Genomic DNA, 18,889 nt, shown 5'->3' with positions numbered 1-18,889 from the left:
AATCCATCACCTCTGTGCAATGTTCGGCAAAGGGGCAGGGAACAAGAATGCTGTGGTAAAAAGCACGGAGTTTTACTCCCGCAAAAAGCGCACGGAGCGGCACTCCGACTCCCTTAATTTTACGGGAAAAGGACTGCGGTCCGGAAAGAATTGTGAGCAATAACCGGGCACGGCGCGGCGGCCGTCACGCCCTCAAGCGCGTCCGGCCCTCAAAGCTCATCGCGTCCTGAAGCGCGTCTCGTCCCGTCCTAAAGCTCAGCCCGTCCTAAAGCTCGTCCCGTCCTAAAGCTCGTCCCGTCCTAAAGCTCAGCCCGGCCGCTGCGCCAGTAGCCCATGAAGGCCACCTGCTTGCGGTCAATGCCCGCTTCCGAGACCAGGTACCGGCGCAGTCCGCGGACCACCGCCGCCTCACCGGCAATCCACGCATAAAACGGCAGGGCGCCGGAAGGGGTGTCCGGGTTCGGGGTGGCCTTTACGGCGGCCGGGGTCAGCCGCTGCGGGGTCTCCCACAGGATGGCCTCGTCGATGTTGACGTCTTCGATGACCGGCCTCGGCGGTACCGGCGCACCGTCCACGGAAGCCCAGCCCGGCAGGGCGACGGCGCCCCGGACGGCTTCCTCCAGCAGCTCGCCGTGGGGGCGGCCGCCGCGGGGCAGCCAGGTCACCCGGACCGAGGAATCCGTGGATACCGGCAGCACATCTTCAGCCGCAGGAACCTCCAGCAGGGCATGCCCTGTCACGTCGGCAGGCAGGGATTCGAGGATCGCGGTGATGGCGGGAACCGCTGTTTCATCACCGGCAAGCAGGATGTGCCGTGCCATGCCCGGCCGCCACTCGATGCCGCCGTAGCTTTCCGCGGTGACGCAGTGCGCCGCGTTAGGTCCGATGATGCTGACCCGGTCGCCCGGCTGCGCGGCAGCAGCCCAGCTGGAAGCCGGTCCGCCTCGGCCCTGTTCGTCAAAGTGCAGCACAAAGTCGACGTCGATCTCCGGTTCCGCACCGCCGCAGCGCGCTGCGCGGACAGTGTACGTGCGCATGGAGCCGCGCACGCCGGCGTCGAGCTGCAGCCAGTTGCGGTACCAGCCGGTGTCGCTGCAATCAAACACCGGCATCGGCAGTTTCCGGCCGTCAGGGGCGACGGAGGGCACCACAACTTTGATCCGCAGGTCGTGGGTTTGTCCCTGCACTCCAAACTCGGAGAGGCAGGAACCGGCAAAGGTGATCCGCTGGAAGTTCCCGCTCAGGCGCTGCACCCGCTTCACCTCGACGTCGAAGCACATCACGGCCCCTGCGCTGGAGGCACGGCGTGCCTTGCGGGGAGCGGCTGTGGCTCCGTTGCCGGTGCGGACCTGCGTCATGATGCTGCCTCCAGGCGGTTGTCGGATGCTGATTGGCTGTCCTGCGGATTGGGCAGGTATCCCACGGCGCCCGCGGGGCGCACTTTTTCTGCCGGTTCTTCCTCCGGGAGCTTTTCCTCACGAAGTGCTGCGTGATGGCGGCCCAAAGGAACCACCATAGGCGTCCCCGCTACGGGATCACTGATCACCCGGGATTCAAGACCAAAAACGTCACGGACGAGCTGCTCGGTGACCACCTCGGCCGGGGCGCCCTGTGCCGCGATCGCTCCGGCTTTCATGGCAATCAGGTGGTCCGCGTAACGGGCGGCCAGGTTCAGGTCGTGCAGGACGATCACCACGGTGGTGCCGGAACGGCGGTTGAGGTCGGTGACGAGGTCAAGCACTTCAATCTGATGCGTGACGTCGAGGAAGGTGGTGGGCTCATCCAGCAGCAGGATGTCCGTGTCCTGGGCCAGTGCCATGGCAATCCAGACACGCTGGCGCTGGCCTCCGGAGAGTTCATCCACGTTCCGTTCCGCCAGATCCAGCGTGCCGGTCTCTTGAAGTGCGGCGGCCACGGCGGCGTCGTCGGCCGGTGTCCACTGGCGGAACCAGCCCTGGTGCGGGTACCGGCCGCGGCCCACGAGGTCCGCAACGGTAATGCCGTCGGGGGCTGTGGGTGTCTGGGGCAGCAGCCCCAGTGTCCGCGCCACCTCGCGTGCGGGCCGGGCATGGATATCCCTGCCGCCCAGCAGCACAGATCCCCCGGCAGGCTTGAGCAGCCGGGAGAGGCCGCGCAGGAGCGTGGACTTGCCGCAGGCGTTGGCACCCACGATCATCGTGATCCGGCCGGCCGGCAGCGTGACGGAAAGCCCGTCCACCACGAGGCGCTCCCCGTAGGAAAGCACCAGGTCCTGTGCGCTCAGGGTCGGCGGGATCTGCGCACCGGATACGTTCTGGGGGTTTCCCATCTCAGCCTCCTCGGCCTACACGGTTGGATGTGACCAGCAGCCACAGCAGGAACGGCGCGCCCAGCGCACCTGTCACAACGCCCACGGGCAGTGACACGCCGGGAACCAGGTTGGAGCCGGCGAAATCAGCGGCCAGCACAATCACCGCTCCCACCAGGGCGGCGGCAGCCAGGGACTGCCGCCCGCCCAGCAGCCGCCGGGCGATGGGCCCGGACAGGAAGGCGATGAAGGAGACCGGACCGGACGCAGCGGTGGCCACGGCGGCCAGGGCCACGCCGGTGACCAACAGCCCGAGCCGTGACGCTTCCACACGCACGCCCAGTCCGGCGGCTGTGTCGTCGCCCAGCTCCAGGCCGCGAAGCTGCCGTGCGAGCACTGCGGCGGCCGGCAGCAGGACCAGCAGGGACAGGGCCAGCGCGCCGGCGCGGTCCCAGCTGGCGGAGTTCAGGGACCCGTTCAGCCACACCAGCGCCTGGGAGGCTGTGCGGACATCGGTGCGGGTCATCAGGAACATGACCACTGCCTGCATCACGGCGGCAAACCCGATGCCCACCAGGATCAGCCGGTACCCCGCTGCCCCGCCCTGCCGGGAGAGCAGATAGATGGCAAGCGCCACCACCAGCGCGCCGGCCAGCGCCGACAGGGAAACAGCCGTTCCCGTTGCCCCGAAAACCACGATCCCCACAACTGCGCTGGCGCTGGCGCCGTAGCTGATGCCGATGATGTCCGGGCTGGCCAGCGGATTGCGCAGCATGGTTTGGAAGATGCTGCCGGCAATGCCCAGCGCGGCACCCACCATGATCGCGGTGACGGCCCGCGGAAGCTTGCTCTCCATCACGATGTAGGTGGCTCCCGGTATCTGCTCCCCGGCGAGGATCCGGAAGAAGTCCGGAACGGTCACGGTGTAGGTGCCGAGCAGGATGCTGACGGCGAAGAGGAGAACGACGGCGCCGGCCAGGGCAGTTGTGACCGTGCGGACCCGACGGGCGGATCTGCGGCGGGCGGAAGAGACGACGGCGGCCGCGGACTTCTCCAGCAGCGCGCTCACAGTTGGGCCGGCTTCCGGCGCCGGACCAGCCAGATGAACACCGGAGCACCGATGACGGCGGTCATGACACCCACCGGAATTTCCGCGGGCGGGAGCGCAAGCCGTCCGGCGATGTCGGCCGTGAGCAGCAGGATGGGTGCCAGGACGAGGGAGAAGGGCAGGATCCACCGGTAGTCGGGGCCGGTCAGGGAACGCACCATGTGCGGGATGACCAGGCCAACAAAGCCGATCGGGCCGGCGGCGGCAGTGGCTGCACCGCACAGCAGGACCACACCGAGCGCCGTGATGCCCCGGCTCAGCCCCACCCGCTGGCCCAGTCCCCGGGCCAGGTCGTCCCCGAGCGACAGCCCGTTCAGGGCCCGGCCGGCTCCCAGAGTGATGACGGCGCCGACCGCCAGGAACGGCAGTACGGCGGTGATCACGTCCCAGCCCCGGCCGGAAACGCTGCCCACCTGCCAGAAGCGGAAGACGTCGAAGGTCTGCTGGCTCGAGACCAGCAGTGCACTCATGAGGGAGCTAAGGCCTGCGGACAGGGCGGCGCCGGCCAGCGCGAGTTTCACCGGGGTGGCGCCTTCGCGGCCCAGGCTGGCGACGGTGTAGACGACGACGGCGGCCAGGGCGGCGCCGGCCAGCGCAAACCAGATGTACCCGGCGAAGCTGCCCACCCCGAAGCCGTAGATGCCGAGGACCACGAAAAATGCGGCGCCGGCGTTGACGCCGAGGATCCCGGGATCGGCCAGCGGATTGCGGGCCACTCCCTGCATCGCGGCGCCGGCCAGGCCCAGCGCACCGCCGGCCAGCAGCCCCAGGGCGGTGCGGGGAATCCGGGAGGCCACCACCGCGTGGTCACCGTTTCCAGGGTCGTACGCGGTGAGCGCCTCAAAGACAGTGGCGAAGGACAGCGCCCGCGCGCCAAAAGCGACGGATGCCAGGCAGGCCAGCGCCAGCACGGCAATCGAAGCGGCCAGCAGGGCGGTCCGGACGGCCGGGCGGACGCCGCGGCCCCGGGCGTTCGGCACGGACAGCGGCTGTAAGGACGGGGGCTGCAGAGTGCTGCGGGATGCCGGGATGGAGGAACTGACGTTCACGCCCACGGCGGCACCTCCCTCAAGACGGAATAATCTTAAGTAAGGCTAACCTACGGTCCGGGTGGTTAAGAAACACTTCTGTGCCCTATTACACACCGCTGTGCCGTATTACACCGGGCAGCTATCCGCAGGGGTCAGACGGCGCCGTGCCCGGGCACCACTTCCTCGCCTGCCCGGACAGGTCCCGGTGCGGTCCCTGATCCGAAGGGCCGGCCGCCCAGCTGCTCCCTGTGGTGCTCGCTGAGCCAATTCGACACATCCGGACCCTTGGGCACGATGCCGGTCGGGTTGATGTCCTCGTGAACGATGTAGTAGTGCGCCTTGATCTGCTCAAAGTCGATGGTGTCGCCGAAGCCCGGGGTCTGGAACAGGTCCCGGGCGTAGCCCCAGAGGTTGGGCATCTCGGTGAGCTTGTTCCGGTTGCACTTGAAGTGGCCGTGGTAGACCGCATCGAAGCGGACCAGCGTCGTGAAGAGCCGCACATCGGCCTCCGTGATGGTGTCGCCAACAAGGTAGCGCTGCCTGGACAGCCGGTCCTCCAGCCAGTCCATGGCGGCCCACAGCCGGTCATACGCGGCGTTGTAGGCTTCCTGGGAGCCGGCGAACCCGCAGCGGTAAACGCCGTTGTTGACCTCGGTGAACACCCGCTTGTTGACCGCGCGCATCTCCTCCAGATGCTCGGCCGGCAGCAGGTCCGGAGCGCCGTCGCGGTGGAATTCCGTCCACTCCGTGGAAAAGTCCTCGGTAATCTGCGGGAAATTGTTGGTGACAACGGCGCCGCTGGGAACGTCCACGATAGCCGGAACCGTGATGCCGCGGCTGTAGCCGGGCGTCCGCCGGAAGAAGGCCTCCTGCAGGCGTTCGATGCCCAGGACGGGGTCCCTGCCGTCGGGGTCCAGGTCGAAGGTCCAGCTGCGGGCATCGTGGGTAGGCCCGGGGGTGCCCAGCGAGATGGCATCTTCCAGTCCCAGCAGCCGGCGGACGATGATTGCCCTGTTCGCCCACGGGCAGGCACGGGCCGCGATCAGCCGGTACCGTCCGGCCTCCACCGGATACCCGTCGCGGCCGTCACGGGTGATGCGCGTTTCGATGTAGTTGGTGTCCCGGGTGTATTCGGCGCCGCCGGTGACATAGGCCCCTCGCGTGCTGAAGCCGGAGCCGTTGTCCTGGTCAGTTCCCGTAGTCTCAGCCATGACGCTCCCTGAAGGTGTAATTTCTGGTGGTGATGCTTCCTTCCCAGACTAACGGCAACTCGTTCACTGCCTGCTTTCCCGATGTGTTCAGCCGCTGCCAACGGTAGAGTCAGGAGGACATTGCCTGCTTAGCCACGAACCAACAGCCGGAGGATCCGCGGCCCGGACCCTTTGGCGGGGAAGGACCCAGCCAGATGCGAGTAGCTGTTATTGGAGCAACCGGGAATGTCGGCACGGCACTGCTGCGCCGGCTTGCCCAGGCCCGCGCTGAACGCCCGGAAGGTCTGGAAATTGTAGGCATTGCCCGGCGGGTGCCCGAAACCAGCGCACCGCCGTACGACGGCGTCCAGTGGCACAGCATCGACATCGCCACCGGGGAGGGCCGGGAAAAGCTGACGGAAGCCCTGCGCGGCGCCGACGCCGTCGTCCATCTTGCCTGGGCCATCCAGCCCAACCATGATGAAGCCGAGCTGCACCGCATCAATGTTTACGGCACGGAAAACGCCCTTGCCGCGGCGGCGGCGGCGGGAGTGCGCCAGTTTGTCTGCGCGTCCTCCGTGGGCGCCTACTCCCCCGCCCCGAAGGACCGGCTCACCGACGAGTCCTGGCCGGCACGCGGCATCGCCAGTTCGCATTACAGCCGCCACAAGGGCGAGCAGGAAGCCCTGCTGGACAAGTTCGAGCGGGAGTATCCCGAGATCCCCGTGGCGCGTCTGCGGCCGGGCCTGATTTTCTCCACGGACGCCGGAACCGAGATCGGCAACTATTTTCTGGGCCCGCTGGTGCCGAAGTTCATCCTGAACAAGCTGAGGCTGCCGCTGATCCCGCTGCCGAAGGAATTCTCCTTCCAGGTTGTCCACGCAGATGACATTGCCGACGCATACTGGCGGGTGGTGGACCAGCGGGCCGAGGGCGCCTTCAACATCGCCGCGGACCCGGTCATCACGCCGGAACTGCTGGCCGGAGTCCTCGGCGCCCGGCGGCTGCTGAACATTCCCGTGAAGCTGGTGCGCGCCGTCGTCGGCCTCACCTGGGCGGCGCACCTGCAGCGCACCGATCCCGGCTGGATCGATATGGCAGCCGGGGCTCCGCTGATGGATACCTCGCGGGCGAGGGAGCTGCTGGGCTGGCGTCCGCGGAAGACCTCCGTCGAATCGCTGCGGTATGTCCTGGACGGAATGTCCGGCGGCGACGGGGTTACCGGTTCGCCGCTGCTGGCTCCCCGGCGCTGAGCAGCGGCCCTTCCGCCTCTGCCGTCCGGACCGCGGCTGCCACGTCTTCCTCCAGCAGCTCGGCGTTCAGGGCCACAGCCAGGCGATAAGCATCCCCCGCTGCAGCCACCACTTGGCTGGAGGGATCGGCGACGTTGCCGACGGCCCAAATGCGCTCCGCGCCCGTCCGTCCGGCTTCGTCGGTCTCGAGGCAGCCGTCGGCGTCCCGGCTGCATCCGGACACTCCGGAGAGCACCGGGTCCACTTCGGCACCGGGTTCACAGAACACAGCCCGGCACGGAACCGTGCGGCGGTCCGCGAGGACCACTGCCGCCAGGGTGTCGTCCTGAACCTGCAGCTCAACGGCCGTGCCTTCCACCACTGTTATGCCCATGGCTGCAAGAGCCCGCGAGTCCTCATCGGTCAATTCCAGCCCCTCCCGCCGGATCAGCGTGACCTCCGGGGAGAAGGTGCGCACCAGGCATGCCTGCTGCACTGAATCCGGCCCCGTTCCCAGGACAGCTAGGGGGAGGTCCGCCACTTCCCAGCCGTGGCAGTAGGGGCACTGCAGCAGGTCCCTGCCCCAGCGTTCCGCCGCGCCGGCGATATCCGGCAGCACGTCCCGGAGACCGGAGGCCACCACTACGTGCCGGCCCTGCAGCACCCGGCCGTCACCCAGTTCCACTGTGCGGTCTTCACTCAGGCCGGTGACCTCTGCATCAACGAGGTCAACGTCGTACTGCTCCAGGTCCGACCGGCACAAGCGGAGGAGCTCACGAGGCGGGATGCCGTCCCGGGAGGGAAACCCATGGACATGGTCAGCGGGGGCGTTGCGCGGCCGGCCCGCATCAACAACGGCGACCCGGCGCCGGGCGCGCCCGAGCACAGTCGCAGCAGTGAGTCCGGCGATTCCGCCGCCGACAATAACCACGTCGTACCGTGCGGGAAGAGCGTGGGGTGCAAAACTCATGCATCTTTTTCTACCGCATAATTCGGAAATCGTCAGCACCCTTATAGTTGCCCTAGACTTTTCGACATGGATAACAGCACGCAGGCGCCGCCTGCCTCAAAACTCAAGCAGGGGATCACCGGTCCCATGCTGTACCTCTTCATTCTGGGTGATGTCCTGGGCGCGGGCATCTACGCCCTCGTGGGCGAGGTTTCCGGTGAAGTGGGCGGCGCGATCTGGGTGCCGCTGGTGGTCGCTCTCGTCCTCGCGCTGCTGACCGCCGCCTCGTACGCCGAACTTGTCACGAAATACCCCAAGGCCGGGGGTGCCGCGGTTTTCGCCCAGCGGGCCTTCAAGGTTCCGGCGGTTTCGTTCCTGGTGGGTTTTGCCATGCTGGCGGCCGGCGTCACCAGTGCCGCGGGCCTGGCGCTGGCGTTCACGGGTGACTACCTCAGCCCGTTCCTGGATGTTCCCCCGGTTCCTGCAGCCATCATTTTCCTGCTGCTGGTGGCACTGCTCAACGCCCGCGGCATTACCGAGTCGGTGCGCAGCAACGTGGTGATGACCGTCATCGAGGTGTCGGGACTCGTGCTCGTGATCGTGCTGGTGGGCCTGATGCTGGGCAAGGGTGAGGGCTACACGGAGCAGATCACCCGGTTCCCGGCCGATGTGAACCCGGGAACCGCGGTTCTGGCAGCGTCCGTGATTGCCTACTACTCCTTCGTGGGTTTTGAGGTTTCAGCCAACATCGCCGAGGAGGTCCGCGATGTGCGCCGGGTTTACCCCCGGGCCATCTTCGGAGCCATGCTCACCGCCGGACTTGTCTACATCCTGATCGGGCTGGCTGCTTCCATTGCCCTGCCCACCGAGGACCTGGCCGGGTCCTCCGGACCTCTGCTCGACGTCGTCAGCGCCACCGGCTTCGGCGTTCCGGATTGGCTCTTTAGCCTGATCGCCCTGGTTGCCGTCGCCAACGGAGCCTTGCTGACCATGATCATGTCCTCGAGGCTGACCTTCGGCATGGCGGAGCAGGGCCTGCTCCCGGGCGTCTTCGGCAAGGTCCTGCCCAACCGGAAGACCCCGTGGGTTGCCATCGCCGCCACCACCGCAGTGGCCATGATCCTGACCATGACCGGCGGGCTGGCTTCGTTGGCCGAGACCGTGGTCCTGCTGCTGCTGTTTGTCTTCCTGAGCACCAACATTGCCGTGATTGTGCTGCGCAGGGACAAGGTGGAGGAAAAGCACTTCCAGGCCCCCATTGTGGTGCCGTACCTGGCCATCGCCTCCTGCGTGCTCCTCCTGACCCAGCAGGATGCCACCGTGTGGCTGCGGGCCGGCATCCTGATGGCCGTCGGGCTTCTGCTGTTCGGAGCCAGGTTCCTGTCCAAGGGCAAGAATCTTGGGTCGAGGAGCAAGTAGCGAACCCCGACAGCAAAAAAGACTGCCCCGGACCCAACGGTCCGGGGCAGTCTAATTTAATGGGCCGGTTTAGGTTTACCGAGCCGGCTTACGGAACCGCCGGGCTACTCGTGGAGGTGGTCGTCGTAGTCCTTGCCGGCGTGCTGCTGGCGCAGCTTCCGGCCCTGCTCGATGTCTTCTTCTTCCTGCTCCTGGCGCTTCTCCGTCTGGCGGGTGTCGCGCGGGGGCAGCTGCACGCTCTCTTCAGCCTGGATCCCGGCCTGCAGTTCACGCCCGCGCTCCACCTCGGCATCGAACTCGGCGCCGAACAGCAGCGACAGGTTGGCCAGCCAGAGCCACAGCAGCAGGACGATCACACCACCGATGGCACCGTAGGTGGCGTTGTAGTTGCCGAAGTTTGCCACGTAGAAGCTGAAGCCCAGAGTGACGATGGCGAGGATTACCAGCGCAATAAGCGCGCCCATGCTCATCCAGCGGAACTTGGGCTGCTTCACGTTGGGAGTGGAGTAGTAGAGGATCGCAATAACCAGCACAGCGAAGATCACCATGACGGGCCACTTGGCGATGTTCCAGACGATCAGGGCTTCGGGGCCGAGGCCAATGACGTTCCCCAGCGTTTCGGCAATGGGACCGCTGATCACCAGCATGATGAGCAGTGCCGCCACCAGCAGGATCAGCACCAGCGTCACCAGCAGCTGGGTGGGCAGCAGCTTCCAGGCCGGCCGGCCTTCATCCACTTCATAGATCCGGTTCATGGACCGGCCGAAGGCCTTCACATAGCCGGAGGCAGACCAGAGCGCACCGGCAATACCGACAATCAGCGCAAATCCGGCGGCACCGGACGTGGTCAGCTGCGTAATCGGCCCTTCGAGGACTTCCACGGCGCTGCCGGGCGCAAACTCCTCCAGGAATTCCAGCATGGTGTTGGTGGTGCTTTCGGCCTGCCCCACCAGGCCGAGTATGGACACCAAAGCCAGCAGGGCCGGGAACATCGCCAGCACCGTGTAATAGGTCAGGGCAGCAGCGAGGTCGGTGCACTGGTCCTTGCTGAACTCCCGGATCGTCTTACGCAGGATGTATTTCCAGCTGGGTTTTGTCACATCGGCCGGGCTGTCCGGTTTGCTCGCGTGTTCGGGATCCGGCGCCGTTTGGGCCCGTCCTCCACTGTCCTGCTGCGCCATGACGGCCTCCTGGGTGCGTTGGATTACAGACCTTCATCCTATTGGTAAGGGGGCTTACTACCAAAGGGTTCACGGTGCGGCTGCGGCCCCGTCCGGGCCTCGGGGGGTCAAAACTTCTTGTAGTAGTCGGTGAGCAGGGTTTCCTCTTCAGGACTGAGTGCGCCGTCCGGGTCGACGGCGGGCGAGTCATCAACCGCTTTTCGGCTGTAGTTGACGTAAATGTCATCCTCGTCCCGGCGTGCCCCGGCCAGCGGAACAAAATGCTGCCGCGTTTCAAAGAGGCCCAGTGCAACGGTAATCCATTCCGGCTCCCCCGTGGCCCGGTCCAGGTGCACCTGCCCCACCAGGCCCAGCCGTTCTCCGTCCTTGGCCCACACGTTGGAACCCTGAAGTTCATGGACCACAAATTCATCTGCCATTGCTGCTCCCCTTTTCCGATGCCCGGCCGCCCGGCCAAAAAGTGCCGGGCCCTGCTGCCAGCCAGCCAGAAGGATCTCCGTCTGTCAACAGATCAAAGCAGGGTTAACGGTTTTGGTCAGTCGTCCGCGGAGTTCTCTTCCCGTTCGTCGAAGACCTGCTTGCCCGGGCCGGCGAAGGAGTGGCGGCGGTCAATGGCCTCGATCGAGCCGGTGAAGAACTGCGAAGTGCTGGTGTCTTCCGGATCTCCGCCCGGATGGGAACGGGGAGCGCTGTGCACCTCGGGTGCCGTGGCCCGGACTTCTTCCCAGCGCTGGCGCGGCAGGGCTCCGGGATGCCATTCCTGCAGGTAGGTAACCATGGCTTCGCGAACCAGGCAGCGCAGGTCGAAAAGCGCCCCGCTGTCCTCCGCGCTGACCAGGATGCGCACCCGCACCAGGCTGTTGACCGCGTCGGTAATCTGCAGCACTCCGGTGCGGCCGTCCCACAGCTCGGTCGCGGCGAGGGTCTCCTTCAGGTGTTTGCGCAGATCGCCCACGGGGGCGCGCCAGTCCAGATCCAGTTCCACGGTGCCCAGAATCGCGGACTGCTTTCGGGTCCAGTTCTCAAACGGGGTGGTGGTGAAGTAAGTCGAGGGCAGGATCAGCCGCCGATCATCCCACAGGTGCACCACTACATAGGTCATGGTGATTTCCTCGATGGTTCCCCACTGGGTTTCCACGACCACGACGTCGTCAACCCGGATCGCGTCCGTAAAGGCCAGCTGCATGCCGGCAAACACGTTGGTGAGGGTGCTCTGCACCGCGAGGCCCGCGACGATGGAAATCAGGCCGGCGGAGGCGAGAATACCGGCTCCAAGCGCCCGGACTTCGGGAATGGTGAGAAGGACGAACGCCACTGCAATGGTGACAATGACGGCCACACCCACCCGGCGGCCCAGCATGATCTGCGTTTTCAACCGGCGCATCCGGCGGTTGTCCTTGCTGTCCGTGGAGTATTTGCTCAGCAGCATCACCTCGATGATGAGCAGGACGACGACGGCCAGCCAAGCCAGCGACGCGATCAGTCCCAGCGTGAGCACGTAGCTGACCGGCCCAAACCAGTCGGCGCCGGAGGCCGTGGCACCCAGGCCGATCCGGATGCCGATCAGGGACAGCACCAGCCGCAGCGGATTGCGGCCCAGCGCTATGGCCTCCCGGATCCGGGGAACACGCCGGAAAATCCTGGCCGTGGACTCCCGCATTATCCGCGCGAGCAGCAGGGCCGCCCCCACGGCGAGCAGGACGGCAAATACGGGCTTGAGGCCGGAGGCAATGCTGAGCAGATCTTGCATGCTTCCGATCGTGTCAGCTTCCCCGGGGGTCCTGTCCAATCGGGAGGCGCCGCCGGGACGTGAGAACGGCAACAGCCCGCAGATGCAAAAGAACGCCCCCGGAGCTTTCCGGGGGCGTTCTTTTCACGCAGGAACTAGCTGTCGCCGTCGGCTGCCGCAGCCGCCTCGGCGACCATCGGCACCACATTGTCGAGAGCATAGGGAATGCTCAGGACGTTGATGGCGGAGACGGAGAAGATGCGCTCTGCATTGGAGTCGGCAACCAGTCCGCCGTTCTTTACCGCGGGGATCTGGCCGAGCAGCGGGTCGGTGGCGAGGGAAGCGGCAGCTTCGTCATCCTGCACCCAGGTCACAAAGACGTCGGAGTCCAGCTGGTTGGCGTTTTCATTGGCCCAGGGGTAGTAGAACTCACCGTCCGGAGCATTCTCTTCCACGATCGGCGCCTGGACCATACCAAGTTCGGTGAGGAACTTGGGGCGGTTGTCCAGGGCGGTGTAGATGGAGGAACCGGCCGGGGCAAGATTTCCGTAGATGAAGGTCTTGCCGTCCAGCTCGGGGTGTTCTGCGGCAGCATCCTGGATGGACTGCTCGGTCTCGGCGATCAGCTCGTCCGCTTTGTCCGACAGGCCCAGGGCATCACCTGTCAATGCGGCGGTGTCCTGCCACGATGTGCCCCACTGGGCCTCCGGGTAGGCCACAACCGGCGCAATCTTGGAGAGCTTGTCGTAGTCCTCCTGGGACAGCCCGGAGAAGGCAGCCAGGATGACGTCGGGGTTGGTGGCCGCGACGTCGTCGAAGGCGATGCCGTCCGCCTCCGAATACTGAGCCGGGGCGTCCTCGGATCCGATCGGCGCGCCAAGTTCTTCCAGCGCCTCGTCAATCCACGGAGTTGTGCCCTGCTCGTTTCCGCCGTATTCGATGATTGGCATGCCCACCGGAACGACGCCGAGGGCAAGTGCGGTTTCCGCGTTCGCCCAGGCGACGGCTGCTACACGTTCGGGAGCCGAGTCGATGGTTGTTTCACCGTAGACATGCTCGATGGTGACCGGAAAGGCATCAGCTGCGGCGGAGGAACCGCTGCCGGCATCGGCTTCCCCTCCGGCTGAACCGGTTGAGCAGGCGGAAAGGGACAGTGCGGCGACGGCGGCAACGGCCGCAGCGCGGCGCATCCGGAACAGGGCCATGGGGGCTCCTTGACTGAAGGGAAGGAAAGTTTTCACTCTGACCAGCGTCCGGGAAGCCGGACAAAGTAAGGGTACCCTACCCTTGCCCTAATTAGGCAACATGAGTCTTGCGTATTCCTCCGCAAAGCCCCGACACACCCCGAGATCATCCCCGGAGCCCGCCAAAGACCAGGAGCGCGAACTACTCGGGGGCTTCCCCGGGGTAGAGGTACACCTCTCCGCCGCGCACCTCGACCCGGTGCGCTTTGGCGTTTACCAGCGCGGGAAGGCAGAGCGCTTCACCCGTCCGGAGGCAGAACCTGGCCGAGTGAATGGGACATTCCACCTCGGTATCCTCGATCCACCCCTCCGACAGCGATGCCTCTTCATGCGTGCAGGTGTCATTAAGGGCGTAGAAACCCCCGTTATCGCTGTGGAAAACCGCAATGTCATCCGCGGTGCCGGCCACCTCGGCGTCGACCTTCAGCGCAGTTCCTTCGTCAATCTCATCCGCAGCAGCAACTCGAATGCCTTCGCTCATTTTTTACCCTCTTCCGGCCGGGGCCGTGATGTCTTAGTGGACTACTCATCACGTTACCTCGGGCCGGGGAAGCCCTGCTGCCGGCTACAGCGACGCCGACGCTCCGGCCCTGTGAACTTCCAGCTCCCGGATCAGGCTAACAAGCTCCCGGCGGAGTTCGGGTCTGATGTCGGCACTGAATCCCGTGCGTTCAATGTCATCGGCCTGCCTCAGCATCCGGCGCCCGTAATCGGAGATGCCCACCATCCGGCGCGCAGCTCCCTCGGCGCTCGGCGGCAACTCAGCCACGAGCCCCTGACGCGACATGGCCACCAGCGAGGTTCCCAGCGTCTGTGCCGTAACCCTCAACCGGCGGGCCAGCTCCGCCCGCTTCATCGGCCCCTCCGACACCAGCACGCGCAGCACTGTCACGCGCTCCTGCGTCAGCCCCACTTCCCGCAGCCGGTTATCCACCTCGCGCCGCACAAGCCGGGCCGCCGTGGACAGCAATCGGACCGCTTCCCAATCCCCCTCGTTCTGCATCAGCCTGCTTCCCTGTATCCATCGCCCCTTGAAGAGGTCTGCGGTTAGCATCGGAAATAATCAGTGTGCTTACCATTCCAACGCTATAAGGGGGGCACTTGTCAAGAATTCTCGCCTTGGTGCCAGTTACGGCAGCTCCATTTTCACCCCGCCCTCACCCGCCGCCCCAGCACCCTTTCTGCAGACGCCGGCGGAGCGTAGGCTGGGGCGGCACAACCAACGGAGGCTGTCTGGTGCAGCCCGGACCGAGGGGAACTGCCATGAGCACAAAGGACCTGCCGGATGCCCGCACCACCGGAGACGACGGCGTCCGGGAGGTCAAGGAGCGCGTGGTCACCGCACAGGACGCCCGGGCGCTGGCCGAGGACTCCCGAATAGCCGAGGACCGGCGGCCCAGCTTTGCCAAGGGCATTTACATGGGCAGCTACAACCTGGACCTCATCCGCCCGCAGCCCGCGGATCCCGAAGCGGCGATCCGGGAGCGCGACTTCCTGGACCAGCTGGAGACGTACTGCGCCACTTTGGACGGCCGGCTCATCGAACGCACCGGCGTGATTCCCGACGAGTACCTCCGCGGCCTGACCGAGCTGGGCGTATTCGGAATGAAGATCCCGCGCCAGAACAGCGGCCTTGGCCTGTCCCTGCTCGCCTACGGACGGGCACTGATGCTTCTGGGATCCGTGCACCCCAGCCTCGGCGCGCTGGTTTCCGCGCACCTGTCCATCGGCGTACCCGAGCCGGTCAAGGTTTTTGGAACCGCAGCGCAGAAGGACGAGTATTTGCCGCGCTGCGCCACCGGCGCGATATCGGCCTTTCTGCTGACCGAACCCGACGTCGGTTCCGACCCGGCGCGGATGCGGGCCACCGCGGTGCCCTCCGAGGACGGCAGCGAATACGTGCTGGACGGAGTGAAACTCTGGACCACCAACGGCGTGATCGCGGAACTGGTGGTGGTCATGGCAGCCGTGCCGCCGCACGGAACGGAAAAGGGCGGGATCAGCGCCTTCGTGGTTGAGATGGATTCACCGGGGATTACCGTGGAGAACCGGAACAATTTCATGGGCCTGCGCGGGATCGAAAACGGCGTCACCAGGCTCCGCGGAGTCCGGGTCCCGGCAGCGAACCGGCTGGGCCGGGAGGGGCAGGGCCTGAAGATCGCCCTGACCACCCTGAACACCGGCCGCCTCTCCATTCCCGCCCTGTGTGCGGCCTCGGCCAAATGGTCGGTGAAGATTGCCCGCGGCTGGACCGGAACCCGGGAGCAGTGGGGGCGGCCGATCGGGCAGCATGAAGCCGTCGCCAAAAAGGTGGCCTTTATCGCCGCCACCGCTTTCGCCCTGGAGAGCGTCTTTGAACTGTCGGCCAGCATGGCCGACGGCGGAACCAAGGACATCCGGATCGAAGCCGCCCTCGCCAAGCTGTGGGCCTCCGAGATGGCCTACCGGGTCGGCGACGAATTGGTGCAGATCCGCGGCGGCCGGGGCTTTGAAACAGCGGACTCACTGGCGGCGCGGGGCGAGCGGGCGGTGCCTGCGGAGCAGCAGCTGCGCGACCTGCGGATCAACAGGGTTTTTGAAGGCAGCACCGAAATCATGCATCTGCTGATCGCCCGCGAGGCCGTTGACGCCCATCTCAAGGCCGCCGGCGATCTTGCCGTCGCCGACGCCACGCTGGGCAGGAAGGCCCTGGCCGCCGTGAAAGCCAGCGGCTTCTACGGCCGCTGGCTTCCCACCCTGGCTGCCGGACGCGGTTCGGTGCCTACCGCATATGCGGAGTTCGGCCCGCTCGCCGTATACCTGCGCTACGCAGACCGCGCTTCCCGCCGGCTGGCCCGGTCCACCTTCTACGGCATGGCCCGGTGGCAGGCAGGGCTGGAGCACCACCAAGTGTTCCTGGGCCGGATCGTGGACATCGGCGCGGAGCTGTTCGCAATCTCCGCCGTATGCATGCGCGCTGAAACCATGCGCCGGAACAACCCGGCCGAAGGCGCCCCGGCCTATGAACTGGCCAAGGCATTCTGCGCCCAGTCCCGCGCGCGGACCGACACACTCTTCGAGGACCTGTGGCGGAACTCGGATGCCGAGGACCGCCGGCTTGCCAAGGGGGTCCTCGCGGGACGCTACACCTGGCTGGAGAAGGGCGTCCTGGACCAGTCCGAAGGAACCGGGCCCTGGATTTCGGAGTGGGCAAACGGCCCAGATGCCGGAGAGAACCTGCACCGCCGCTACCGCTAGAATCCCCCGGCTCTCCCCCGGCTCCCCCCCGGACTCTCCGTCGACTCTCCGTCGTCGAGCCCCCTGGGCGGCCCGCCTCCCCGTTGGCGGGCCGCCCGCCGGTGTGCCCTGTGACGCTTGACACACTCTTGGTACTGCATGAGACTTGTCTTAGCGCAGATCATACCAAGCGGTTGCTTGGTATGATGACGCGGCGCACCAGGCAATGACAGAGGAGTTCGCGTGCAGGAAAATACCGTCCAGGTCCGCCGGCTGGAGGGCAAAACGGCCATAGTCACCGGAGCCAGCCGCGGGATCGGCCTTGCCGTTGCCCGGCGTTTCGCCGCAGAAGGCGCCCGGGTCTGTATTACGGCCCGCAAGCCCGGCCCGCTGGAGGAGGCGGCAGCGTCCTTCCCGGAAGGCTCCGTCCTGGCTCTTGCCGGAAGGTCGGACGACGCCGTGCACCGCGCAGAAGTCCTCGATGCCGTGGCCGGGGTCTTCGGACGGCTGGATATCCTGGTCAACAATGCCGGTATCAACCCGGTGTACGGCCCGCTGATGGATCTGGAACCTGAAGCCGCCCGAAAGATCATGGACGTGAACCTCTACGGCACGCTCGGCTGGGTTCAGGATGCCTATCACCATGCCAAACTCGATTTTGCCGGCCGGGGCGGCTCCGTCATCAATCTGTCTTCCGTCAGCGCGCAGACCCCCTCGCCGGGCATCAGCTTCTACGGAATCAGCAAGGCAGCCATTGAGCAGCTCACCCGGTCGCTGGCAGTGGAGCTGGGGCCCGCCATCCGCGTCAACGCCCTCGCACCCGCCGTCGTCAAGACACAGTTTGCGCGCGCACTTTACGAAGGCAGGGAGGAACAGGTAGCCGCGGCCTATCCCCTCGGCCGGCTTGGGACCCCGGACGACGTGGCTGCCGCCGCGGCTTTCCTGGCGTCCGAGGACGCAGCCTGGATCACCGGCCAGATCCTGAACCTCGACGGCGGCCTGCTGGCTGCCGGCGGCAACGCCTGGGCAGCGAAGGACACTCCATGAACACCCTGCCCTCCGAGGTCGAGGATCTGCGCGTCCGCACCCGGGACTTCATCCGCTCTGTGGTTATCCCCGCGGAACCTTCGCCCGGCGGGCGGCTGGACGAGGACGTCCTCCGCCGGCTGCGCTCCGCCGCAAAGGACGCCGGCGTCTACGCGCCGCACGCCCAGAAGGAATACGGCGGCCAGGGCCTGCCGCTTCGTTTCTGGTCGCCGATCTTCCAGGAAGCCGGCTACTCCCTGATCGGACCGACCGTCCTGAACTGCCAGGCGCCCGATGAAGGCAACATGCACATGCTTGAACTGATCGGCACCCCGGCGCAGAAGGAGCAGTATCTGCGCCCCCTGGTGTCCGGGGAAGCCAGATCCTGTTTCGGGATGACGGAACCTCATCCGGGAGCCGGATCAGATCCGGCCGCGCTGCAGTCCTCAGCGGCGAAGGTGGACGGCGGCTGGGTCATTAACGGCCACAAACGCTTCACCAGCGGTGCCAACAACGCCGCCTTCTGCATCGCCATGGTTCGCACACCGGCCCTCGGTGCATCCGCTCCGGGCGGCGCCGCCCCCGCGGGGGCCACCATGCTCCTTGTGGACATGGACACCCCCGGAGTGCGGATCGGCGAGCAGATTTCCACCATGGACCGCGCCATTGGCGGCGGCCACCCGCATGTGCATTTCGAGGACGTGTTTTTGCCCGACGCCGCCGTCCTGGGAACGCCGGGCCAGGGATTCCGGTACGCGCAGGTGCGCCTCGGCCCGGCCCGGCTGACCCACTGTATGCGCTGGCTCGGCCTCGCCCGGCGGGCCATGGACATTGCCCTGGACCGGACGAACACCAGGGAGATTTTCGGCTCGGCCATGCACGAGCTGGGGATAGCCCAGGACATGCTGGCGCTGAACGTGATGGATCTGGAAACATCCGATGCCATCATCACCAAGACCGCCCTGCTGCTGGATACCGATCCCAAGGCCGGTTCGGCCCTGTCCTCGGTGGCCAAAGCGCACACGTCCGAAGCCGTCTACCGGGTGATCGACCGTTCGCTGCAGCTGTGCGGCGGCGACGGCGTCTCCGACCGGCTGCCGCTGGCCTCCTACCTCAACGAGGTGCGTGCCTTCCGCATCTACGACGGCTCCAATGAAACGCACAAGTGGGCAATGGCCCGCAGGGCTTCGGCTGCCCGCCGGCGAGCGGTGGAGGAAGGCGCCCCCTTCCAGGCCGATGTTGACGGCACGCCCTCCTACAGCGCAGCGGAGGCATAG

Annotated in this window: 17 protein-coding genes; 5 read left to right on the top strand and 12 right to left on the bottom strand. The window is 66.2% G+C overall.

The window, feature by feature from the left end; genetic code table 11:
- Nucleotides 1-299: 299 nt before the first annotated feature.
- The 5 genes from WKB88_RS13865 to WKB88_RS13845 all read right to left on the bottom strand — a co-directional run bounded on the left by WKB88_RS13865 (nt 300) and on the right by WKB88_RS13845 (nt 5,637).
- Nucleotides 300-1,358, bottom strand: a complete 1,059-nt coding sequence (locus WKB88_RS13865; RefSeq protein ID WP_445818927.1) for a siderophore-interacting protein — start codon at nt 1,356-1,358, stop codon at nt 300-302.
- Entirely contained in the window at nt 1,355-2,308 is a 954-nt protein-coding gene (locus WKB88_RS13860; protein ID WP_341395143.1) for an ABC transporter ATP-binding protein, read from the bottom strand. The genes WKB88_RS13865 and WKB88_RS13860 overlap by 4 nt, the downstream gene beginning before the upstream one ends.
- A gap of 1 nt (nt 2,309) precedes the next feature.
- Complete coding sequence (locus tag WKB88_RS13855) at nt 2,310-3,356, bottom strand: FecCD family ABC transporter permease (RefSeq protein WP_445818926.1); 1,047 nt, start codon at nt 3,354-3,356, stop codon at nt 2,310-2,312.
- Entirely contained in the window at nt 3,353-4,375 is a 1,023-nt protein-coding gene (locus WKB88_RS13850; RefSeq protein ID WP_445818935.1) for a FecCD family ABC transporter permease, read from the bottom strand. Before WKB88_RS13850 ends, WKB88_RS13855 begins: the two co-directional genes overlap by 4 nt.
- Before the next feature lie 203 nt (nt 4,376-4,578).
- Nucleotides 4,579-5,637 (bottom strand): glutathione S-transferase family protein, encoded by a 1,059-nt coding sequence (locus tag WKB88_RS13845; protein ID WP_341395142.1) that lies wholly within the window; start codon nt 5,635-5,637, stop codon nt 4,579-4,581.
- A 194-nt stretch (nt 5,638-5,831) separates the two neighbouring features.
- Here WKB88_RS13845 and WKB88_RS13840 point away from each other — a divergent pair, with 194 nt between their 5' ends.
- On the top strand, nt 5,832-6,869 hold the full coding sequence (locus tag WKB88_RS13840) for an NAD-dependent epimerase/dehydratase family protein (protein ID WP_341395141.1): 1,038 nt from the start codon (nt 5,832-5,834) through the stop codon (nt 6,867-6,869).
- Here the strand turns inward: WKB88_RS13840 and WKB88_RS13835 are convergent.
- Complete coding sequence (locus tag WKB88_RS13835) at nt 6,835-7,818, bottom strand: NAD(P)/FAD-dependent oxidoreductase (protein ID WP_341395140.1); 984 nt, start codon at nt 7,816-7,818, stop codon at nt 6,835-6,837. The genes WKB88_RS13840 and WKB88_RS13835 overlap by 35 nt on opposite strands.
- A 66-nt stretch (nt 7,819-7,884) precedes the next feature.
- Between WKB88_RS13835 and WKB88_RS13830 the strand changes: the two genes are divergently transcribed.
- Nucleotides 7,885-9,216 (top strand): APC family permease, encoded by a 1,332-nt coding sequence (locus WKB88_RS13830; protein WP_341395139.1) that lies wholly within the window; start codon nt 7,885-7,887, stop codon nt 9,214-9,216.
- 104 nt (nt 9,217-9,320) lie between these two features.
- Here the strand turns inward: WKB88_RS13830 and WKB88_RS13825 are convergent, their stop codons facing one another.
- From WKB88_RS13825 to WKB88_RS13800, 6 genes are all read right to left on the bottom strand, one after another.
- Entirely contained in the window at nt 9,321-10,397 is a 1,077-nt protein-coding gene (locus WKB88_RS13825; RefSeq protein WP_341395138.1) for a YihY/virulence factor BrkB family protein, read from the bottom strand.
- Nucleotides 10,398-10,504: 107 nt separating this feature from the next.
- Entirely contained in the window at nt 10,505-10,816 is a 312-nt protein-coding gene (locus WKB88_RS13820; RefSeq protein WP_341395137.1) for a PRC-barrel domain-containing protein, read from the bottom strand.
- 116 nt (nt 10,817-10,932) lie between these two features.
- Nucleotides 10,933-12,147 (bottom strand): mechanosensitive ion channel family protein, encoded by a 1,215-nt coding sequence (locus WKB88_RS13815; RefSeq protein ID WP_341395136.1) that lies wholly within the window; start codon nt 12,145-12,147, stop codon nt 10,933-10,935.
- A 134-nt stretch (nt 12,148-12,281) separates the two neighbouring features.
- Entirely contained in the window at nt 12,282-13,331 is a 1,050-nt protein-coding gene (locus WKB88_RS13810) for an iron-siderophore ABC transporter substrate-binding protein (RefSeq protein WP_341395135.1), read from the bottom strand.
- Between the two features lie 181 nt (nt 13,332-13,512).
- Nucleotides 13,513-13,851, bottom strand: coding sequence for a bifunctional 3-phenylpropionate/cinnamic acid dioxygenase ferredoxin subunit (locus WKB88_RS13805; protein WP_341395134.1), 339 nt, complete (start codon nt 13,849-13,851; stop codon nt 13,513-13,515).
- An 84-nt stretch (nt 13,852-13,935) separates the two neighbouring features.
- On the bottom strand, nt 13,936-14,373 hold the full coding sequence (locus WKB88_RS13800; RefSeq protein WP_341395133.1) for a MarR family winged helix-turn-helix transcriptional regulator: 438 nt from the start codon (nt 14,371-14,373) through the stop codon (nt 13,936-13,938).
- 260 nt (nt 14,374-14,633) lie between these two features.
- Between WKB88_RS13800 and WKB88_RS13795 the strand changes: the two genes are divergently transcribed.
- The 3 genes from WKB88_RS13795 to WKB88_RS13785 all read left to right on the top strand — a co-directional run bounded on the left by WKB88_RS13795 (nt 14,634) and on the right by WKB88_RS13785 (nt 18,889).
- Nucleotides 14,634-16,607, top strand: coding sequence for an acyl-CoA dehydrogenase family protein (locus WKB88_RS13795; protein ID WP_341395132.1), 1,974 nt, complete (start codon nt 14,634-14,636; stop codon nt 16,605-16,607).
- A gap of 222 nt (nt 16,608-16,829) precedes the next feature.
- Nucleotides 16,830-17,633, top strand: a complete 804-nt coding sequence (locus tag WKB88_RS13790; RefSeq protein ID WP_341395131.1) for an SDR family oxidoreductase — start codon at nt 16,830-16,832, stop codon at nt 17,631-17,633.
- Entirely contained in the window at nt 17,630-18,889 is a 1,260-nt protein-coding gene (locus tag WKB88_RS13785) for an acyl-CoA dehydrogenase family protein (protein WP_341395130.1), read from the top strand. Before WKB88_RS13790 ends, WKB88_RS13785 begins: the two co-directional genes overlap by 4 nt.

The organism is Arthrobacter sp. G119Y2 (assembly GCF_038069765.1).
GTDB lineage: Bacteria > Actinomycetota > Actinomycetes > Actinomycetales > Micrococcaceae > Arthrobacter_B.
This window is presented reverse-complemented; position numbering and strand designations above follow the sequence as displayed.